23 protein-coding genes and 1 pseudogene are annotated in these 18407 nt (G+C 57.2%); 12 read left to right on the forward strand and 12 right to left on the reverse strand.

Annotation, left to right across the window (positions count from 1 at the left end; genetic code table 11):
• Positions 1-117 (reverse strand): annotated as a pseudogene (locus tag H8S62_RS18135) (sulfide/dihydroorotate dehydrogenase-like FAD/NAD-binding protein); the annotation flags it as partial.
• Between the two features lie 188 nt (positions 118-305).
• On the opposite strand from H8S62_RS18135, the gene H8S62_RS14250 reads away from it, so the two are divergent.
• The 3 genes from H8S62_RS14250 (at position 306) to H8S62_RS14260 (ending at position 2152) form a co-directional block, all read left to right on the forward strand.
• Entirely contained in the window at positions 306-554 is a 249-nt protein-coding gene (locus tag H8S62_RS14250) for a hypothetical protein (protein ID WP_186919942.1), read from the forward strand.
• Positions 555-939: 385 nt separating this feature from the next.
• Positions 940-1971: a replication protein gene (locus H8S62_RS14255; protein WP_186919943.1), complete on the forward strand. Its 1032-nt coding sequence runs from the start codon at positions 940-942 to the stop codon at positions 1969-1971.
• A 1-nt stretch (position 1972) separates the two neighbouring features.
• Positions 1973-2152, forward strand: coding sequence for a hypothetical protein (locus tag H8S62_RS14260; RefSeq protein WP_186919945.1), 180 nt, complete (start codon positions 1973-1975; stop codon positions 2150-2152).
• A gap of 292 nt (positions 2153-2444) precedes the next feature.
• On the opposite strand, the gene H8S62_RS14265 is transcribed toward H8S62_RS14260, so the two are convergent.
• Positions 2445-2723, reverse strand: coding sequence for a hypothetical protein (locus H8S62_RS14265; protein ID WP_186919947.1), 279 nt, complete (start codon positions 2721-2723; stop codon positions 2445-2447).
• Between the two features lie 29 nt (positions 2724-2752).
• Between H8S62_RS14265 and H8S62_RS14270 the strand changes: the two genes are divergently transcribed.
• The 6 genes from H8S62_RS14270 to H8S62_RS14295 all read left to right on the forward strand — a co-directional run bounded on the left by H8S62_RS14270 (position 2753) and on the right by H8S62_RS14295 (position 6512).
• A complete protein-coding gene (locus H8S62_RS14270; protein WP_186919949.1) occupies positions 2753-4465 on the forward strand; it encodes a hypothetical protein in 1713 nt (570 codons plus the stop codon).
• A 288-nt stretch (positions 4466-4753) separates the two neighbouring features.
• Positions 4754-4975 carry a hypothetical protein gene (locus H8S62_RS14275; protein ID WP_186919950.1) on the forward strand — a complete coding sequence of 74 codons (222 nt, stop codon included), beginning with the start codon at positions 4754-4756 and terminating at the stop codon, positions 4973-4975.
• Positions 4972-5169, forward strand: coding sequence for a hypothetical protein (locus tag H8S62_RS14280; protein WP_186919952.1), 198 nt, complete (start codon positions 4972-4974; stop codon positions 5167-5169). The genes H8S62_RS14275 and H8S62_RS14280 overlap by 4 nt, the downstream gene beginning before the upstream one ends.
• A gap of 153 nt (positions 5170-5322) precedes the next feature.
• Entirely contained in the window at positions 5323-5520 is a 198-nt protein-coding gene (locus H8S62_RS14285) for a hypothetical protein (protein ID WP_186919954.1), read from the forward strand.
• Positions 5521-5564: 44 nt separating this feature from the next.
• On the forward strand, positions 5565-5738 hold the full coding sequence (locus H8S62_RS14290; RefSeq protein WP_186919956.1) for a hypothetical protein: 174 nt from the start codon (positions 5565-5567) through the stop codon (positions 5736-5738).
• Between the two features lie 69 nt (positions 5739-5807).
• Positions 5808-6512, forward strand: coding sequence for a zonular occludens toxin domain-containing protein (locus tag H8S62_RS14295; protein ID WP_186919958.1), 705 nt, complete (start codon positions 5808-5810; stop codon positions 6510-6512).
• Between the two features lie 153 nt (positions 6513-6665).
• Here H8S62_RS14295 and H8S62_RS14300 read toward each other — a convergent pair whose 3' ends face one another.
• Positions 6666-6863 carry a hypothetical protein gene (locus H8S62_RS14300; RefSeq protein ID WP_186919959.1) on the reverse strand — a complete coding sequence of 66 codons (198 nt, stop codon included), beginning with the start codon at positions 6861-6863 and terminating at the stop codon, positions 6666-6668.
• Positions 6864-7219: 356 nt separating this feature from the next.
• A complete protein-coding gene (locus tag H8S62_RS14305) occupies positions 7220-7870 on the reverse strand; it encodes a SprT-like domain-containing protein (RefSeq protein WP_186919961.1) in 651 nt (216 codons plus the stop codon).
• A gap of 541 nt (positions 7871-8411) precedes the next feature.
• Here H8S62_RS14305 and H8S62_RS14310 point away from each other — a divergent pair.
• Positions 8412-9461 carry an IS30 family transposase gene (locus H8S62_RS14310; RefSeq protein WP_186919963.1) on the forward strand — a complete coding sequence of 350 codons (1050 nt, stop codon included), beginning with the start codon at positions 8412-8414 and terminating at the stop codon, positions 9459-9461.
• A gap of 85 nt (positions 9462-9546) precedes the next feature.
• On the opposite strand, the gene H8S62_RS14315 is transcribed toward H8S62_RS14310, so the two are convergent.
• The 8 genes from H8S62_RS14315 to H8S62_RS14350 form a co-directional block, all read right to left on the reverse strand.
• A complete protein-coding gene (locus H8S62_RS14315) occupies positions 9547-10452 on the reverse strand; it encodes a histidine kinase dimerization/phospho-acceptor domain-containing protein (protein ID WP_186919964.1) in 906 nt (301 codons plus the stop codon).
• Between the two features lie 78 nt (positions 10453-10530).
• The gene (locus H8S62_RS14320; protein ID WP_186919966.1) at positions 10531-11280 is read right to left on the reverse strand and encodes an ABC transporter permease; all 750 of its coding nucleotides are present in this window, start codon (positions 11278-11280) and stop codon (positions 10531-10533) included.
• A 19-nt stretch (positions 11281-11299) separates the two neighbouring features.
• On the reverse strand, positions 11300-12055 hold the full coding sequence (locus H8S62_RS14325; protein ID WP_155149880.1) for an ABC transporter permease: 756 nt from the start codon (positions 12053-12055) through the stop codon (positions 11300-11302).
• Positions 12048-12971, reverse strand: a complete 924-nt coding sequence (locus H8S62_RS14330) for an ABC transporter ATP-binding protein (protein ID WP_186919968.1) — start codon at positions 12969-12971, stop codon at positions 12048-12050. The genes H8S62_RS14325 and H8S62_RS14330 overlap by 8 nt, the downstream gene beginning before the upstream one ends.
• An 82-nt stretch (positions 12972-13053) precedes the next feature.
• Entirely contained in the window at positions 13054-13749 is a 696-nt protein-coding gene (locus H8S62_RS14335; RefSeq protein WP_186919969.1) for a response regulator transcription factor, read from the reverse strand.
• Between the two features lie 76 nt (positions 13750-13825).
• On the reverse strand, positions 13826-14317 hold the full coding sequence (locus H8S62_RS14340; RefSeq protein WP_155149874.1) for a YbhB/YbcL family Raf kinase inhibitor-like protein: 492 nt from the start codon (positions 14315-14317) through the stop codon (positions 13826-13828).
• Between the two features lie 211 nt (positions 14318-14528).
• Complete coding sequence (locus H8S62_RS14345; protein WP_186919971.1) at positions 14529-16292, reverse strand: Rqc2 family fibronectin-binding protein; 1764 nt, start codon at positions 16290-16292, stop codon at positions 14529-14531.
• Between the two features lies 1 nt (position 16293).
• A complete protein-coding gene (locus tag H8S62_RS14350) occupies positions 16294-16695 on the reverse strand; it encodes a Mini-ribonuclease 3 (RefSeq protein WP_155149869.1) in 402 nt (133 codons plus the stop codon).
• A 93-nt stretch (positions 16696-16788) separates the two neighbouring features.
• On the opposite strand from H8S62_RS14350, the gene H8S62_RS14355 reads away from it, so the two are divergent.
• Both H8S62_RS14355 and H8S62_RS14360 read left to right on the forward strand, forming a co-directional pair.
• Entirely contained in the window at positions 16789-17412 is a 624-nt protein-coding gene (locus H8S62_RS14355; protein WP_186919973.1) for a superoxide dismutase, read from the forward strand.
• Between the two features lie 78 nt (positions 17413-17490).
• A complete protein-coding gene (locus H8S62_RS14360; RefSeq protein WP_186919974.1) occupies positions 17491-18378 on the forward strand; it encodes a cation diffusion facilitator family transporter in 888 nt (295 codons plus the stop codon).
• The last annotated feature ends 29 nt before the right edge of the window (positions 18379-18407 follow it).

An 18407-nucleotide genomic window follows, 5' to 3' on the forward strand; every position in this document is an offset into this window, starting at 1 on the left:
GTCGATCCGAAGGATGATAAACTGCCCCGGCAGCGCCTTCTTCGCTATCTTCGCCGCCTCTACCTCCAGCAGCGTCACGCTGCTGTTCAGCTCCGCTTTCCGTAGTACCTTTGCCAACGAGCCCCTCCACCTTTCTTTTTGTCGGCTTTCATAACTTTTTGTTAGGTTTGCTCAATTATTGTAAGGATAGCACTTCCCATAGAGCTTGTCAACTGAAAAAGGGGGACGCGGCGCGTCGGTGGGTTTACACTTCTATTTGAACAGGGCCGACCTGTATCAAAAAAAATATTTAGGAGTGTAAAAGAATGAGAATTAAAGTAATTGGTAAGGCCCATTTGGAGGGTACAAGCAAGAAGTCCGGCCGGGACTACAATTTCAATCAGGTGCACTATAACAGTGCGGCCCGTGGCGTTGAGGGCCTGGCGGCTCAGACGCTTGCACTGGACCCTGCACAGGTCCCCTTTGCTGATATCAAAGTGGGCGAAGACTACAACGTGGAATTCGACAATCGCGGTTATCCGGTGAGTTTCGAGCTTATTCAGCCCCGGCGGTAATGCCCTATGACTGTATGGGAATTTTCTGAGTCTGTTGCAAGCGCCTTATGTTCTTTTTTTAGTTCCTTCTGGGCGTGGTTTTGCGGCTTGGATATCCTGGCGGTTTTGTGTATTTATGCGGTGCTCTTTGCCGTTGGCGTGGTGCTTCGGTTAACGTTGATGTGTGAGAGGTGATTTTGATGGGTCTCTCACATCTGGAAGACCCCAATCCATGTGCTAACTATGGCAAGAAGTGCGCCAAGTGCTATTTACGGCATTGGTGCATCCTTTTCCGTACCCGGCCCCCACCTATGCATCCCCGCGCGTAGCGCGGGGGTCGGGAAGGCCAGTATTACCCTTCCCGACTTTTGTATGTTTGTATGCTGTATGACAAGGGGGCTTCGCTTTGCCACAATCTCGAAAATGGCAATTGACGTTCAACAACCCGGAGGAACACGGTTTCACCCATGGGGCTATCGTGGAAGCCATTGAAAACCTCGCCGCCGTGGTTTACTGGTGTATGTGTAATGAGGTTGGTTCCGAAGGGACGTACCATACGCACTTGTACATCGTGTTCCAGAATCCCAAGGCCCATACCGTTCTTGCCAATGCATTCCCTGGCGCTCACCGCGAGAACGTCAAGGGCACGTCTCAACAGAACCGGGATTATGTGCTCAAGGATGGCGAGAAATACAACAAGCAGTCTGACGGCTCTTACGATTATGTGGATAGCTCTGGCAAGCGTCACGTCGGCGTGAATCACTCTGATACCTTCCAGGAATGGGGTGAACTCCCCCGCGAACAACAGGGCAAGAGCAAGGACGTAGAAAAGATTTTGGCGCTCCTGAAAGATGGGGCGGATAACCTGGAAATCGTGGAAGCCGTCCCTTCTGCCATGCTGAGCATCGACAAGGTAGAGCGTACCCGCTCCCTGCTCCGCGACAAGGAATTTGCTAACTCCTGGCGTGACCTGACGGTTACATACATCTTCGGCAAAACTGGCATGGGCAAGACTCGTTCTGTCATGGACAAGTTCGGCTACTCCAACTGCTATCGCGTTACCGATTACAAGCATCCCTTTGATACCTATGACGGGCAGGACGTGCTTATCTTTGAAGAGTTCCGGGGCGGCTTAAAGCATGGCGATATGCTCAACTACCTGGACGGCTATCCGCTCTTGCTTCCCTGCCGTTACTTCAATCGGCAAGCCTGTTATACCCAAGTCTTCATTATCACTAACATTCCCCCGGATGACCAGTATCTGAACGTCGATTCTGAAAGCCGCAAGGCGTTTCACCGTCGTATCCATCATGTGGTTGAGTATCGGGATAACGGTCGTGTGGCTGAGTATGAGAGTGTCCAGGCGTATCTGGACCGTCACAGATGGATTGACGATGCAGATGAACCTGACCCCGAACAAATTGGTATGGAGGCGTGAAATGAGCCAAAAAATTTCAATTGTTGGTAATGGTGCCGACGTGTATACCACCGTTGAAAACTGCTCCCCGTATGATGTACTCCAGCTTTATATGACCAGTATTCGCGGTTTGGTTATGAGTGGCGCGGTTCCACCGTCTCTGGTCTGCTCCGCTCTGGACAAGCTCTCCGCTGACCTCTGATTTTTTCTCCATTCTTCTCTCTCGTATCCCCTCCCGGTTCCTAGCCGGGAGGGGATACAAAAAAACTTCCTCTTGAAAGTGTGCTTTCAACATTGTTTTTGAAAGTGTAGTTTCAAGCGAAGGTTCAAAGGGGATAGCGCTTCTCCCGGTTCACATTGTTGGCTATTGGTCTTCTGCTTCCTGTGCGGCTCTTGGCGGCCTCTAGCGGCTCGAATATCTGGGGTATATCCCTGTATCCCCCATGCCTCATTCCCCTTCGTTTTTGCCCGTGGAAAAAAGAATAGGACCGTGATTACTCGCGGCCCTGCTCCTGTCCTTTAGCGGCTATCGATGCAATTTGGATTAGCTTCTCCTCTGGTGTTCCGTACTCAATTCCAAGTTGTTTGGCGAGTAGGTCTATCTGATTTTGAATATTTTTGCTGGTGTCATTTTTTTGATTGTTTTTCAGGATTTTATTTGTAAGTGGGATAATTGCTAATGTTATAAGTGCTACTACCAGTCCGATTGGGGTCATGTAAAGTATCATTAGGGTTGAAGAGATGGACCAGCATATCCAATAGGTTTTTCCCATGTTATCTCCCTTCTAAAGGTTGGTGTGTTATGTGTAAACGGATTATAGCATTAATTCTGTCGTTTGTCATTGTTTTTAGTTCTGTTGTTACGGTTTCATTCGCTACCATTGGTGATGCTGGTGAATATGTTGTGACCAACTTTTGGAAGATGTTAACTTTTCAAGGTGGGGACGGTGATGCTTTTTCGTGGCTGAAAGGTTTTATTTCTGCGTTCCTTGCCCCTGAAGTCACCCCCGAAACCGCAACAGAATCTGACTGGCAGGATGCCTATGGGCGTTACACAATCAACATACAAAACAATTTTGGTTCATCTGTAATTACTTCGGACGGTTGTCTTTACCTTGCGGTTCCTCACTCTTATCTGTCGTTCTCCCGCTCAAGTCCGCGGATTTATCTTCGTTGCTCTCATCACCCTGACGGCCCTTATTCTAATGATGAGGTAGGAACGCTAACTGCTGATTGTGCCGCTTCACGTTCCAGTTTGTCCTTTGTGTTTCAATGGCCTTCATATGGTGCTCGTTCTGGTAGCGTGACCTACGCTTTCGAGTATCCTATCGACGGTTATTATACCGTTATTGGTTGTACTGGCACCAGGACATATTTAACGTCTCCTACGGCGGCGCCCATTGTTTCTATGTATTCGTTTGGTGGTTCAGGCGTTAGTGAGTTTCATGAGGCGGGCACTCCTTATTCGTCTACGTGTAGCCTTTTCAATGTTACTCAACCCGCTGGATGCATTGCTACTGTTCAGCTATCTGATTACATACTAAAGGTTTTACCTGCCTCTGGCGCTCTTGATGTTCAGGGTGAAGGTGAGGTTGGGCGAGATTCCCGCCCCGGTTCCCTGACTGGCATTACATACGGCTACCAGAATGATACTGGCGAAATCATTGTCTACGTGGCTAAGGATAGCGGCATGTTCAACGAAGAGGGCGGCTATCTCTACAACCCCATTACGGGTAAAACCCTTCAAGCTGATTCTTGGTATTATGACTACGAAAACCGCCGTTATGATATCGCCCTTGCAAACAATCAGGGCCGGGCAACTCTGGAGTACGGAGACGATGGCGCACGGATAACCATTATTGACTCTGGCAATGTGACTAACGTCTACAACTATTATTATATGACTCCGAAGGATGAACCTGTGGACCCGCCTCCTGTGGACCCTACTCCCACGCCTACTCCTAGGCCCTGTACTCACTCCTATACCTCCGCTGTGACGGAGCTTCCCACCTGCCTTATCCCCGGTGTGCGCAGCTACATCTGTATGCTGTGCGGCGATACCTACACTGAGCCTGTGGCCGCTATTGGTCATATATGGGTTGTCCGCGAGACAGTGAATGCCAGCTACGACGATAACGGGAACTTGCTCCAGGCGGGTTATACCATCTATAAGTGCTCCAAGTGCGGCACGGAGCATAAGGACACGGCTGATGTAGGTCCGCCCGGTAACGGTGGCGGCGGCGGTGGTAGCGGTGGCTTCCCCGGTGATACGGACTTGCCAGATATCCCCGGCTCCTCTGATGAGGAAGATGGATTCAACATTTTTGATATCGTCGGCAGTATCGTCAATGCTCTTTGGTCGCTCATCTCTGGCCTGTTCAGTACGATATTCGGCGGCGTGGTTGGTTTCTTTACCAGTCTTGGTTCTGGTATCAGCGGCTTCTTTTCGGCGTTCAGCGGACAGGATGGCGTTTTCGGCTTTGCAACCTATGGAGGTGCGGACATATGGGATTGATAGCTGAGACTGTGGGTGTCTTCTCCTTTTTGAGCACCTTGTTTAACTCGCTCCCGATGGCGGTTCAACTTCTGATTGTCAGTACGTTCGGTACGTTCCTGCTTCTGGGTCTCCTGCAAGCCGTGAAGGGGTGATTTTGTGTTTTACATCGGTATGTTGTTTGGCTGGATGCCATTGCCGCTTTCTATGCTCTGCTCCGGTGTGGTATTCATTTTCTCTCTCATTGGTATCATCCGTGTCATAACGCTTATCAAAAATATGATTCCGTTTCTCTAAGGGGGTGTTGTCGTGGAGCTTATATCCTGTATCAGTTTTTTCTTGTCGGCTTCTTGGAAGTTTTTTACTCAGGTCCAGGTTCCCGGCATGGGTGGTATTACCTTCGCGGCGCTCTTCGTCGGCCTCTTCCTGGCGGCGCTCTCCCTGCGGCTCCTGGCGTATATGTTCGGTTTTGGCTCTATCGGTTCTGATACACTTACTGATTTGCGTGATGCTGGAAAGGATAGAAGATGAAAGATGTAATTCTTGCAATTTTTGGAGCTTATGAGCCTGTAACCACTACGGTAATAGATGCCGCTGGCGAGACCGTCACCGCCGTGGCCTCTGGTCTGGCTGGTGTGGACTGGCCCTATATCGCTGGCGTGTTCCTCTTTGGCGTGGTGCTCTACTGTTTTTTTCGTCTGGTGGGGGTGCTTCTGAGTAAATGACACCCATGATTGATTTCTCCGTGGCGATGCTCACGGCCCTGTCGGATTTCCTGCTTTCTGAGCCTGTCTTTTACCTGTTCGGGTTGATTTGCTTTTGCTTCGTGGTAAAGGCTTTCAAGATAATGATTACCCCGGGAAAGGGGGTGAAATGAAATGGAAGAGCCTGTGCTGACTGGTATCCCTCTGCTCCTGTCCAATGTCGGTAATGTCGTAACTGCCGCTTTCGGCTGGGTTGCCAAGGTTGGCGAAGCTATCGTTGGCAATCCTGTGCTCCTGCTCTTCGCCGTTGGCGTCCCCCTTTGCGGCCTTGGCGTTGGTATGTTCAAGCGTCTGCTTTCTACTCGCGGCTAACCCTATTTGAAAAATACACTTCAAAAATGAAAGGATGAAATTAAATGGATGCTCTGCTTACTGCTGTGACTTCGGTCTTCACTTCTGCCATTGGCTGGGTTGCCACTGTCGGAACCACTATCACCAGTACCCCCGTGCTCCTGCTCTTCGCCGTTGGCGTTCCCCTCTGCGGCCTGGGTGTGGGTATGTTCAAGCGTCTGCTGTCTACCCGCGGTTAAACAAACGGAGCGGCCCCGCCCACGGCTCTGCCGGGCGGGCCGCTCCCATTCTTTATGGAGGTGTGATGTGTGCCCCTACTTATTTGTATTCTTGCTTTCTTTGTCGGTATGTTTGTCTTTGACCGTGTTACCCGCCGTTATATCAATCCTTATCGCCTGTATCTGGTTTTTGGTAAAAAGGGTAGTGGCAAGAGCACATACCTCGTCAAGCTTGCCCTACGCTACGTAAAGAAGGGTTGGACGGTCTATACCAATATGACTGATCTGAATATCCCCGGTGTTCGTATCTTCAATATTGATGACCTGGGCGATTTCGTCCCCTGCTCCGATTCCGTGCTTCTCCTGGATGAAGTGGGTATGGTGTGGGATGCCCGGAACTTCAAAAACTTCAAGCCCTCCGTCCGTGACTTCTTCAAGCTCCAGCGCCATTATCACTGTATCGTCTATATGGCCTCCCAGACCTTCGACGTTGACAAGAAGCTCCGTGACCTCTGTGACGGTATGTTCCTTCATGCCAATGTTGCCCGTGTCTTCTCCATGGGAAAACGCATCTCTAAGAACATCACTCTTACTGAACCTTCCGCCGATGCCGAATCCCGCATTGCTGAAACCCTGGCCTTCAAACCGTTTTGGAACTGGACTCTCACACTCATCCCCAGATACTCCAAATACTTCGACAGTCATATCATTCCTGACCTCCCGGAACTCCCTTACATGGAAGTCCCTGCCGCTGATGCTCTCCCGCCCTCTGATGCCTCTCCTGCGGCCCTCTGACGGCCTTTCCCGCCTGGGGATACCCGTATATACCCCCTGCCCCGTTCTTCCGACTTTTTACCCGTGGAAAAACTCTTGCATGTGCACTTTCAAAATCGCCTTGCCCGTAAAATAACCCCCGACAGAATCATCTGCCGGGGGTCTCGCTATGTATCAGCTTGCCGTGTACCCGTTCCGCCTGAGCCACGCCTCGACTTGATGTTCCTGGGCAAACGTCCTGCTCTTGGTCTTCTGCCTGTCCCGGCCCCGGATGGTCTGCCCTGATGCCGCCTGGACGACATACCGCACCTTGTCGTGCTTGGTGACCACGTTGTAATAAATTTCCTCCCCCTTGGGGTTAATCATCTTCATTGCGTCGGCTCCTCCTTGTAGTACGGACACGGATACAGAACCCCAGTGTAGGCCGCTGGACATGACCCTAGTTCCTTACATGTCCTGCATCTACTCTCCTCCTTGACGGGGCGCAGCTTGTTTTTTATGGCGTTGATAATCTTCATTGCGTTGCCCTCCCTCCGCGCCTGAATGTCCAGTTGGTGATATGGTTCTCAGGTATGAATGTCATAGTCCATCTGATGGCTTCCATCAAGACTCTTAAATTTTGGCTTTCCAAAATCTCTTCTGTAACGTGGTTGTGTGCTTTCCATGTTCTGTGCATGCTCTGTTCCTTTCTCCCCGTATAGCCGATAGGCCAGCTTGAATGTGCACTTTCAAACTTCTTGCATCTGCTCCATGCAGTCTCCGCAGATAATGTTGACCGTCTTTGTTGCCCGGATGCTCTGCCCGCACTTGGGACAAACATACTTGCGTGTGCTGGATTTCTTCGGCGGTGTCGTGTCGGCTCCCTTGCCTCCTGCGCCTGCCTTGCCTCCTGCGCTTGGTGGAGGTGTCCAGCCGTAGCCCCGGTTCATGGCTATCTCTGTCCATCCCTGGTCGATGATGTAGTCAATCAGGCGTTCACTTGGCTCTGTCGTGCTCCAGCCGTATTTTTCATGATGGCTGATGACCAACCCCCGCCGTTCTGCCTCGTCCCGAAACCGTTTGTTGTGGTACAGTCCGCCCCGGCTACAGTCTTGTACTTCGTGGGCGATGTTGTACAGATGTACCATTTCATGTACCATTGTGGCCGTGATGGCCTCTATGGGTCTCTCCAGTGTCTCAGCGCCTAAATTTAGTTCGTGCCTCCAATCGTCCTTGCGCTTCCACGTCTTGCCCACTGTGACGTGTCCGTAGGCCCTGGGGGTGCTCTGGATTGTGATAATAGGTTCTTCAAGCTCCCCGTTAAAGAAGTCTTGGTTAAGCGCCCGGAACATCTTCTCCAGGTACCCTGCCGTCCTGCTGGTTTTGACTGTCTCTTTCATGCCCGGTCCTCCTCCCGTTCCCCAAGATAAAGAATTGGTGTAACAAAGCTCGCTCGCGAGCTTTGTTGAACACTGCGACGCACGAATACTGTTTGCTGTCAAGGCTGGGCCGTCCCCCGCAAGGCCCACTTGCGGAAAAAATTTCGCTCCCCCGCGAGAGCGAAAATTTTTTTGGCCTTGACGGAAAACCGTTTTCGTGCACAGCCGTCCCGCAGGGACACCCTGTACCCTTCGTCCCGCCCGTGGCGGCTGTAGCGATAACCGCTGGCCTCCTGTAGAAAGCTGTAACGATTACCTCCCGCTAACTGTAGGACACGGGTTTACTCCGGTATAATTTTTGGGCGTCACGGGACCCTGGGTGACTTGTCTCCCGACAACATATTCTATTGATTAATTTTTCCACTTGACGAATAGTGTCGAAATGTGATATTTTCCAATTAACCAAAAAAGTGAGCGCCAAGGTAGTTTTTAGCTACCCTGGCGCTCAATCTGCTTTTTGGAGTTCTTGAATATTCACTTTCAATATTTTGGAGGGGTTTTCATGGAGCGGGAGAAAAAGTATAAGCGCATTACCTGGACCTATCGCTTGAAGATAGAGGCTCTTTATAATGCTGGCCATAGCTACCGTTTTATTTCCCATGAATTGGGTTTCTCTCCGTCTGCTATTCACTATGAGGTCAAGCATGGCCTGTATGAGCATATGGGCGCTGAAACGGCGAAGCGGCCTGTACGCTACTCTGCTCAACTGGGCCAGGACTATGCCGATAATCAGGCCACTGTTAAGGGTGTCCCGATTAAGCTGGGCCATAGATATGACTATGCCGCCGAAGTTGCAAATGCAATTCTCAGCGGCATGTCTCCAGATGTTGTTGTGGGCCGTATGCGGCGTGAAGGCAAGTGGACCGTCTCAACGGCTACCCTCTATCGCTATATTGACCAGGGCTATATCCCAGGTGTGACTAACAAGAATTTGCAGGAGAAGCCAAAGCGTAAACGCAAGAAGGACCATGTCCAGCCTGCGGCCCGGCCTCCGCGTGGAAAGTCTATTGAGGACCGCCCCCGCGAGATTCAGAATCGTGATACCTTTGGTCATTGGGAGCTTGACAGCGTTATTGGTAAATCTGCGGGCCGTAGTGAATCTATTCTGACTTTCATTGAGCGCCTCACACGTTATACTGTCTGCGTTCGTGTGCGCTCCAAAGAGGCGGCTTCCACCGTAAAGGCTCTTGACAGTGCACTTTCAAAATTCCCAAGAGGTACGTTTAAAAGCCTGACGGTAGACAACGGCTGTGAGTTCTCCGACTGCTATGGCATGGAGCACGACAGGCATGGTAATAAGCGTCTGGATGTGTACTATTGCCACCCCTACACCTCATGCGAACGTGGTAGCGGTGAGAACGTGAACCGCCTCTATCGCCGCTACTTCCCCAAGGGCAAGTCATTGCGCCGGGCCACGCAAAGGGACTGCACCCGTGCCGCCGCCGCTATCAACGCCATGCCCCGCAGAATCTTGAATTACGCTACCGCCGCTGAGTTATTCGCCCTGCATCTTGCCACCCTCCAAAATTCTGTCTGCCCACCACAAAAATAATTTTTTGTTCAAATGGACTTGACAATTGGCGGGGACGCGGCGCGTCCCCCTTTGGTGTAAATCCGCCCGAACCCCGGGCGGCGTATCATCTGGCTATTTTCCAGCGGACCGAGATGGAGAACAGGCCCCCTCTCAGCCCGGCCTCCGCCCTGCACCCCATCTGCCCGGCCAGCGCTTTCACGATGGCGAGGCCCAGGCCGGTATTTTGGCTGGTGCGGTTCCTGTCCGAGGTGAAGGAGCGGTCAAACACGTGCGCCACGTCCTCCTGGGTGAGGCCCCCTGAGCCGTTCTCAAACACGCTGACCACCTCGTCCCCCTCCCGGCAAAGCCGGATGGCGAGGCTTCCCACCCCGTGGTCCAGGGCGTTGCGGATGAGGTTTGAGAACACCCGCAGGGCCGCCGAGGCGTCCCCCCATACCTGGGGCAGCCCCTCGTCCAGCTCCACCGACACATCCAGACCGGAGCCGGTCAGGTCGTTGTAGAAGGCCGCCACCAGCCCGCCGAGAACCGTGTAGAGGTCCACCCTCTCCCGCACGATGGGGTACTCCCCCCCGTCCAGGCGGCTCAGGTCGTAAAAGCTGGTGATGAGGCTTTGAAGGGCTTTGGCCCGGCTCTCGATGATGCCCAGATACTCCCGCCGCTCGTCGGGCGCCAGGTCGTCCCCCTCCAGGAGCTGGAGGTACCCCAGAATGGAGGTGAGCGGGGTGCGCAGGTCGTGGGACACGTTGGAGATTTGCTGCCGCAGGGCCTTCTCCCGGCGGGCATAGTCGGCCTCGTCGGCCTGGCGCAGCTCCAGCAGGCCGTTGACGGCGGCCAGCAGCGCCTCCGCCGACGAGTTGGGCGCGGCCAGGAGGAGCCGGGCGCTGCTTCCCTCCTGCTCCCGCTCCCGGAGCTGGCGCGCCGCCCTCCGCAGGGCGCGCTCCACCGTGTAGGCCCGGAGCAGGAGGACGAGGCACAGAACGGCCAGAATTACAATCAGAATGATCTTCACCGCCGTTCCCCCTCCTCATCATCTGAAAACACGGCTTGTGATACCGGCCCGAGGGCCGGTATCACAAGTGTTTCGTCCCTATTTCACTTCCCGCCGCTGAAACACCGCCAGCCCCACGGCCGCAGTCACGGCGACCCAGCCCAGGCCGATGGCCCAGTTTCTCACCATCAGATCCCAGGTGAGCGCATCCTGATACTGCCCAAACTGGGACGAAGGCAGAATGCTCAGCACCAGCGAGGCGATGCTCCTGATAGGCTCCAGCTGAATCATGGACAGCAGCGCCAGCACCCCAGTCCCCACCGTGATGGTGAGGAAGACCATAATCACCGCCAGCATCTCGCTGCGCAGCGTCATCAGCAGCGCCACGGCCAGTCCCAGCGTCCCCATCCAGAGGGGCAGTGACGCGGCGGCCACAAAAGCCAGGATGCCCAGGTTGGCGCGGATCATCTCCGGATTGCTGTGGCCCGTCAGGAGCCAGCATCCGGCCAGGTAGTGGGAAAAGAGAACTGCGCAGAACAGCAGCGACACTACGACGGCGGAGCAGAGCTTCCCCAGGTAGACGCGCTTTCTGGGAATTCCGAATGAGATTTCATTTTTCAGCGTCCCCGATTTATAGGGGTCGGAGATCACCAGGTCCGCCAGAATTACCGCCAGATAGCTGCCCACGGGCATCGTAGTGGTCATCAGGGCCACCATGTCGGAAAACTCCCATGATCCCGTCCACACCAGGGCGAACAGGCTCTCCAGCACCAGCATAACGGCAAAGAAAATCCAGGTATACTTCCGACGGCAGACCTTATAGAGCTCCGCTTTGATATAATTGAGCACCGCCGCCACCTTCGTTTCGCTAATTGATCTCTCTCTTCCGGAAGATTACCACTCCGATTGCCGTGCTCATCAGGAACCAGCCCGCGCCCACGGCGCAGGCAAACCCGACCAGCCGCCAATCCCCCACCATGTTGGGCGCCGCGTCCAGCACAGGGGTGAGCATGACGTTGTAGGCGTATCGGAACACAGGATGGACCATCGCCCCCAACAGCTTGAGCACCTGGGGCACGGCCATAATGACGCCCACGATCAGGAAGGAGGCCACCGTATTGCTGCGCAGCAGGAAGAAGAACATCATCACCAGCGCCTGGCAGCCCAGCCAGACGGGCAGGGCCACCAGCAGGCAGAAGCCTAGGTTGGACAGGGTCTGCCCCGCCGTCGCCATGTCGTGGGGCAGCACCAGCCAGCACATGCCCACATAGGTCGCGATAATGACCGCGCACAGCACCAGGGCGGTGATACAGGAGACCAGCAGCTTGCCCAGGTAGATACGAAGGCGGGAGAGGCCGTAGGACACCTCGTTCTTAAGGGTGTTGAACTTGTACTGGTCGGAGAACACCAGGTCTCCGGTGAGAACGGTGCAGTAGAGCCCCACCGAGAGCATCATCGCCAAGACCCCGGCCCCAAAGTCGAAGCCCACGTCGTTGCCGTTGGCGTTGGTAAAGGCCCAGCCCGCCACCAGCAGCCCCTCGCAGGCCAGGAGGACCAGGAGGAAAATATAGGTGTACCGGCGATGAAAAACCTTGTAAAATTCCGCGCGCATATAGTTAACCATGGCGGACACCCCCGATCAGGCCGAGGTAGTAATCCTCCAGGTTGGCGCCCTTCTGTTCAATGGAGCGGAGGGCCACGCCCCCCTCCACCAAAGTCTGGGTGACCCGGGCGGGCTCGTCCAGATGGCAGTAGAGCCGGATGACCTGACCCGGCAGCACCTCGTAGTCCCGCACGCCCATGGCCTGCTCCAGCACCTGGGCGGCCTTGGCCGCGTCGTCCACACTCAGCTCAATGCAGGCCCGGCACTTCTCGGCCAGGACCTTGGCGGAGATCTGCTCCAGCATGTGGCCGCCGTCGATGAAGCCGTAGTGGGTCGCCAGATTGGCAAGCTCGGAGAGAATGTGGCTGGAGATGAGGATGGTGGTGCCCTGCTCCCGGTTCAGGTCCAGCAGGATGTTGCGAAACTCCACGATCCCCTCCGGGTCCAGGCCGTTGATGGGCTCGTCCAGCAGCAGCAGATCGGGGTGGTCCATCAGAGCCAGGGCCAGGCCCAGCCGCTGCTTCATGCCCAGGGAGAAGTTCTTGAACTTCTTCTTCCCCGTCTTCGCCAGGTCCACGAAGTTCAGCACCTCGTCCACGCAGCCCCTGCCGGGGATGCCCCGCTGGATGCGATAGTACTCCAGATTCTCCCGGGCGGTCAGATAGGGGTAGAAGCTGGGGGTCTCCACCATGGCGCCCGTCCGGGCGCGCATCCTGGAGAGGTCGGCGGGCGCGGTGGCCCCGAAGAGCTCCACCTCCCCGCCGGTGGGAACGGTCTGGGCGGTGACCATGCGGATGATGGTGGTCTTGCCCGCGCCGTTGCGGCCCACCAGGCCGTAAATCTGGCCCTTTTCAATATTCAGGTTCACATTGTCCACCGCGGTAAACGGACCATATCGCTTGGTCAGGTTCCGGGTGACAAGAACGCCTTCTGCCATGTGGCATCAACCTTTCTTTCTGAACTTGATGCCAGTATAACGGCAAGTCAACAATCCGTGCTAAAGGAAAAGTGAAGAATCTCTAAAGCTCGTTCATCTTGAACCCGATACCCCAAACAGTCTTGATGTACTCCGCGTCGCTGGCCTTGGCCAGCTTGGCCCGGAGGTTGGAGATATGGACGTTGACGGTGTTGTCGTCGCCGAAGAACTCCCCGCCCCAGACCTGCTCGTAGAGCTGCTCACGGGTGTAAACCTTCTTGGGGTGGGCCATGAGGAGGGAGAGGATCTCAAACTCCCGCGCGGTGACCTGGACCGGCTTTCCCCCCGCCGTCACCGTGACGCTCTCCCGGTCCAGCACCAGGTTCCCGCAGGTGTAGACGCTCTTCCCCTCCCCGTCGGGCCGGGAAAACTGCTTGTACCGCCGCAGCTGGGCCTCCACCCGGGCCAGCACCTCGGCGTTGTCGAAGGGCTTGGGAATAAAATCGTCCGCCCCCAGCTTGAGGACGTTCACCCGGCTCTCCAGCCCCGCCTTGGCGGAGAGGACGATGATGGGCATGGTCTTTTTCCTGCGCATCTGCTCGATGAACTCCTCCCCTGTGAGGCCGGGGAGCATCAGATCCAGCAGGATAAGGTCGTAGTCGTACTGTTCCGCCCAGAGGACGGCCTCGCTGCCCGAAAAGGCCGGGCGGCAGCAGTACCCGCCCCCCTCCAGAATTTTGCAGAGAAGGCGGTTGATGTCCTGGTCGTCCTCCACTACGAGGATGTTGTAGCTGTCCATTTGATTTCACCTCAAGCCTTGTCTTCTATCGATGGGGATTCTTCACCAGTCTTCGGACTGGTGAAGAATCCCCTATTCAGCGGCTGATTTTCTCAGCCCGACGGCTTTGAAATTCCCCCATCAACTCCGCCTTTTGGAGGAGATGTCCCTCCATCCACGCCAGCAGCTCCCGCTTTCCCGCGCTGGGCGGCAGATCGCAGGGCGCGTCCAGCACAAACGCGGTGAATCGGTAGTTGTGTATGGTCCGCAGCGGCGGCTTCGGCCCCTTGTAGCGGTGCCTGCCGTATGCGGCGCCCTGGACAGCGCCGTCCAGGGCGGCCACCCGCTCGCCCGCCGGGATTCCGCCCGGAATCTCCTCCGTTACGGGGAGGTTCCAGATGACCCAGTGGGGAAAATCCGGGAAGATGGGGTGGGAGGCATCCTCCAGCATCAGGGCCAGGCTTTCCGCCCCGGGTACAATCCCCTCCAGCCTGAACGAGGGCGAGCGGTCCTCCCCCCGCGCCGTGAAGCGCCTGGGAATCCATCCCCCCGCCTCAAAGTCGGGACTCGTGAGTCTCAATGTCTCCATGCTTATCTCACCCTCAGCCTCTTCGCCAGCTCCGGGTCCGGGTCCGCCCCGCAAACGCCGGCGTTTGCGGGGACCTTATCGTCCAAATCTGCCCGGGCGGAGTAAATCCGCCCGGCATCAAGGTTTTGCCACGGCAAAACGCTTGTACGCGCCAAAGGGCGCGACCTGTGTGGACCCGTCCGAGTGCAGTTGTTCTTTTCCGGCGGCGATTTTACTTCACCCTCAGCCTCTTCGCCAGCTCCGGGTCCGGGTCCACATAGGCGGTCTGATAGGTGGTGTATACCACCATCCCTGGCCGGGCCCCGGCGGGCTTTTTCACAAATTTCACGCTTGTATAGTCCACAGGCACTTTCCTGCTGTCCCCCGCCTGGGAGAAGGTGGCGGCCAGTACGGCCGCCTCGGTGAGGCTGCGGGTGTCCGCCTCGCCCCCCTCGGCCCAGAGTATGACGTGGGAGCCGTGAATTTTCTGGGTGTGGAGCCAGATGTCGCTCTTATAGGCCATCTTGGTGGTGAGCGCGTCGTTCTGGCTGTTGTTTTTGCCCACGGAGATGCGCAGTCCGGCGGAGGAGCGGAACTCCATGGGCTTCCCCGCCACTTTCTTCTCCCGGCCCCTGGCCTTGGAGGAGCGGCGGAGGTAGCCCGTCTCGGTCAGCTCCTGGCGGATCTCCTGCAGGTCCTTCTCCCCCTCGGCCAGGGTGATGTTCTCCAGGACGCTGTTCAGGTACTCCAGCTCCGCCTCGTTCTTCTCAATCTGGATGGCGAGCATCTTCTCCGCCGTCTTGGCCCTGTTGTAGTCCTTGTAGTACTTGGCCGCGTTCTGCTGGGGGGTGAGCAGGGGGTCCAGCTTGATCTCCACCTGGCGGCATTCGCTGTCGTAGAAGTCCGCCGCCCGCAGGACGGCCATCCCCTTCTCCATGACATGGAAGCTGGAGGTGATAATATCCCCCAGCTCCCGCAGGCGCTCCCGGTCGCGGGTCGCCTCCAGCTCCCTGCGCTGGTTGCCCAGCTTCCGGGCGGTGCGGTCCCGGGCGCTGGTGACCGACTTGATGAGGTCCTGCCCCCGCTGGCGCACCCGCTCGGCGTTCTCCCGGGCGGCGTAGAACTCGTCCAGCATGGCGGAGAAGCTCTCCATCCGCCGCAGCTCCACATCCATGCCGTATTGCAGTATGGGCTGGAAGGAGAAGTCGAAGGGCCTGCCCTCCTTCAGCAGCATATAGGGCGTAAAGTCGTTATCCCTCACTCGTTCCAAAAACCCGGCCATCCGGGCGGCAAGCCGCTCCCGGCCCTCCCCGCCCAGCTCCAGGAAGCGGGCGGCGGGGTCTCCCCCGGCCTGGAAGGCCAGCTCCCGGCACACCAGAGGCGAGAGGCCGTTGAAGGTATCCAGCAGCCACTTGTCCGCCGCCTTCTCCCCGTCCGCGTCCAGGATCAGCTCCCGCAGCCCGTCCCCACCCATGGCCAGCGGGTCCCGCTTCTCCACGGGGACGGGCGGGTGGTAGAACATGCCCGGCAGAACCTGCCGCCGGGCAGACATATCGGCGTCTACCCGGCGCATACAGTCAGTTATGCGCCCTTCCCCGTCCAGCAGAATGAGGTTTGACCGGCGGCCCAGGGCCTCCAGCACCAGAGTGCGGCTTACCCGGTCCCCCAGCTCGTCCAGACACTCCAGCTCGAACTGCAATACCCGCTCCAGATGGGGCTGGGTGACCGCCAGGATGCGCGAGGCGGTCAGGTGCTTTCGCAGGAGCATGCAGAACATGGGCGGCTCCGCAGGGTTCTCCCGGCTGATTGACGTGAACTGGACCCGGGGATGGCTGGGGTTGGCGGACAGGAGGAGCTTCACATTCTCCCCCGCGCCCCGCACCGCCATCACGATCTCATCCCGGCCCGGCTGGTAGATTTTATCGATTTTGCCGCCGGTGAGGGTCTTCTTCAGCTCCTCCGCCACGGCGGTCAGGCAAATTGCGTCTAAAGGCATCTTATTCCTCCATCATAACGGAAAACAGCTCGTTGAGCCGCTGTGTGCGCCCCTGGAGGTAGAGCCACCCGAACAGGGCCTCTACCGCCGTGGCGGTCTGGTAATCGCTGCGGCTGGCGGCCTTGGGAACCGAGTGGGGGCTGGTGTTGCGCCCCCGGCGGAAAACGTCGGCCTCCTCCTCGCTCAAAAGCGGGAGGAGGCGCTCCGCCGCCGCCGCCTGGGCGGGCGCGGCCACGTAGCGCACCGTGGCCCTGTGCAGGCCCTTGTTGGTGGCCTTGCCGTGGAGGCAGAGCCAGGAGCGGACCATGAGCTCAAAGACCCCGTCCCCCAGATGGGCCAGACCCAGACTGCTGATCGCCCGAATTTCGTCGGGCGCGGCGTTTAAATGAAAATAATCCGTCATCTGTATGTTACCTCAATAAACTCCAAATAATATCATATGCACAGACAGTATAGCGCAAAAAACAATTTCGTACAACCGGAAAGGAAGATATCTATGGACTTATGCTACCCCTATCAGCTTCCGCCCCTGCCCTACAGCTACGAGGCGCTGGCCCCCAAAATCGGGGATGAGACCCTCCATTTTCACCACGACAAGCACTTTCAGACCTACGTGGACAATCTGAATACCGCCCTGTCCGACTGCCCCGAGTGCCAGTCCAGGCCCCTCTCCCAGCTACTGACGGAGCTGGACCGCATCCCCGAGGCCAAGCGAACCGCCATCCGCAACAACGGCGGCGGCATCTACAACCACGTCCTCTACTTCGCGGCCCTCTCCCCCCAGGGCGGCGGACGTCCCTCCGGCGAGCTGGCCCAGGCGATGGAGCGTGCCTTCGGCCCCTACGACGCCTTCAGGAAGCAGATGAAGGACGCGGCCCTGAGTCAGTTCGGCTCCGGGTACGCCTTCCTGGTCTCCGACCGGAGCGGCGCCCTCTCCATCCAGAAGACCGCCAACCAGGACAGCCCCCTTACCTGCGGCCTCTTCCCCCTCCTCTGCGTGGACGTGTGGGAGCATGCCTACTATCTGGACTATCAGAACCGCCGGGCCGAGTACGTGGAGAAGTGGTTCGACGTCATCAACTGGCCCTTCGTGGAGCAGCGCTATACCGACTGCCGCTAAGGCCACCCGCCCTGTATCAAACCGCCCGGCCGCCGCATAGGCTGACAGGAACTCTTTATCAACCGGGGAGGTCCTGCCATGGAACCCAAAGCCGCCCAGCGCCTGGCCATGCGCGTGTCCTGGGTCAGCATCGTCTGGAATCTTCTGCTCTCCGCCTTCAAGCTCTTCGCCGGCGTATTCGCCCGCTCCGGAGCCATGATCTCCGACGCGGTCCACTCCGCCTCCGACGTGTTCAGCACCCTGATTGTCATCGCCGGTGTCAGACTTGCCGGACGGGCCTCAGACCGGGAGCACCCCTACGGGCATGAGCGCTTCGAGTGCGTCGCCGCCCTGCTGCTGGCGGCCGTCCTCTTCGTCACCGGCCTGGGCATCGGCTGGGCCGGCGTGCGCAAAATCTTGAATCCCGGCGTCCATCCGGGCGTCCCCGGCGTCCTGGCGCTGATAGCGGCGGTCGTCTCCATCGCCGTCAAAGAGGCCATGTACTGGTATACCCGCTCCGCAGCCCGGCGCATCCGCTCCAGCGTCCTCATCGCCGACGCCTGGCATCACCGCTCCGACGCCCTGTCCTCGGTGGGCAGCTTCGCCGGCATCCTGGGCGCCCGCCTGGGCCTCCCCATCCTGGACCCCATCGCCAGCGTGATTATCTGCCTGTTCATCCTCAAAGCCGCCGTGGATATCTGCCGGGACGCCGTCAGCAAGCTGACCGACCACGCCTGCGACGCAGAAACCGCCGCCGCCCTCCGCGCCCTGATTCTTGAGCAGGAGGGGGTCCTGGGCATCGACCAGCTCAAAACCCGGCTCTTCGGCGAGCGCATCTACGTGGACGTGGAGATCCGCGCCGACGCCCTCGTGTCCCTCCGACGCGCCCATGCCGCCGCCCAGCGGGTCCACGACGCCATTGAGACCCGCTTCCCCCAGGTCAAGCACTGCATGGTCCACGTCAATCCCGTCGAGCCCCCCGCATAGCATCAGGCTGTGAAAGCGGTCCGCCGGAC

It is taken from the genome of Lawsonibacter faecis, assembly GCF_014287675.1.
In the GTDB taxonomy this organism is placed as follows: Bacteria; Bacillota; Clostridia; order Oscillospirales; family Oscillospiraceae; genus Pseudoflavonifractor; species Pseudoflavonifractor faecis.

What these genes read in the sequence shown, in the direction of transcription:
- H8S62_RS14250 (WP_186919942.1), top strand. Translation starts at nt 306, where the DNA reads ATGAGAATTAAAGTAATTGGTAAGGCCCATTTGGAGGGTACAAGCAAG.
- H8S62_RS14260 (WP_186919945.1), top strand. Translation starts at nt 1,973, where the DNA reads ATGAGCCAAAAAATTTCAATTGTTGGTAATGGTGCCGACGTGTATACC.
- H8S62_RS14265 (WP_186919947.1), bottom strand. Translation starts at nt 2,723, where the DNA reads ATGGGAAAAACCTATTGGATATGCTGGTCCATCTCTTCAACCCTAATG.
- H8S62_RS14270 (WP_186919949.1), top strand. Translation starts at nt 2,753, where the DNA reads ATGTGTAAACGGATTATAGCATTAATTCTGTCGTTTGTCATTGTTTTT.
- H8S62_RS14280 (WP_186919952.1), top strand. Translation starts at nt 4,972, where the DNA reads ATGAAAGATGTAATTCTTGCAATTTTTGGAGCTTATGAGCCTGTAACC.
- H8S62_RS14285 (WP_186919954.1), top strand. Translation starts at nt 5,323, where the DNA reads ATGGAAGAGCCTGTGCTGACTGGTATCCCTCTGCTCCTGTCCAATGTC.
- H8S62_RS14290 (WP_186919956.1), top strand. Translation starts at nt 5,565, where the DNA reads ATGGATGCTCTGCTTACTGCTGTGACTTCGGTCTTCACTTCTGCCATT.
- H8S62_RS14300 (WP_186919959.1), bottom strand. Translation starts at nt 6,863, where the DNA reads ATGAAGATGATTAACCCCAAGGGGGAGGAAATTTATTACAACGTGGTC.
- H8S62_RS14305 (WP_186919961.1), bottom strand. Translation starts at nt 7,870, where the DNA reads ATGAAAGAGACAGTCAAAACCAGCAGGACGGCAGGGTACCTGGAGAAG.
- H8S62_RS14310 (WP_186919963.1), top strand. Translation starts at nt 8,412, where the DNA reads ATGGAGCGGGAGAAAAAGTATAAGCGCATTACCTGGACCTATCGCTTG.
- H8S62_RS14325 (WP_155149880.1), bottom strand. Translation starts at nt 12,055, where the DNA reads ATGGTTAACTATATGCGCGCGGAATTTTACAAGGTTTTTCATCGCCGG.
- H8S62_RS14330 (WP_186919968.1), bottom strand. Translation starts at nt 12,971, where the DNA reads ATGGCAGAAGGCGTTCTTGTCACCCGGAACCTGACCAAGCGATATGGT.
- H8S62_RS14335 (WP_186919969.1), bottom strand. Translation starts at nt 13,749, where the DNA reads ATGGACAGCTACAACATCCTCGTAGTGGAGGACGACCAGGACATCAAC.
- H8S62_RS14340 (WP_155149874.1), bottom strand. Translation starts at nt 14,317, where the DNA reads ATGGAGACATTGAGACTCACGAGTCCCGACTTTGAGGCGGGGGGATGG.
- H8S62_RS14345 (WP_186919971.1), bottom strand. Translation starts at nt 16,292, where the DNA reads ATGCCTTTAGACGCAATTTGCCTGACCGCCGTGGCGGAGGAGCTGAAG.
- H8S62_RS14350 (WP_155149869.1), bottom strand. Translation starts at nt 16,695, where the DNA reads ATGACGGATTATTTTCATTTAAACGCCGCGCCCGACGAAATTCGGGCG.
- H8S62_RS14355 (WP_186919973.1), top strand. Translation starts at nt 16,789, where the DNA reads ATGGACTTATGCTACCCCTATCAGCTTCCGCCCCTGCCCTACAGCTAC.
- H8S62_RS14360 (WP_186919974.1), top strand. Translation starts at nt 17,491, where the DNA reads ATGGAACCCAAAGCCGCCCAGCGCCTGGCCATGCGCGTGTCCTGGGTC.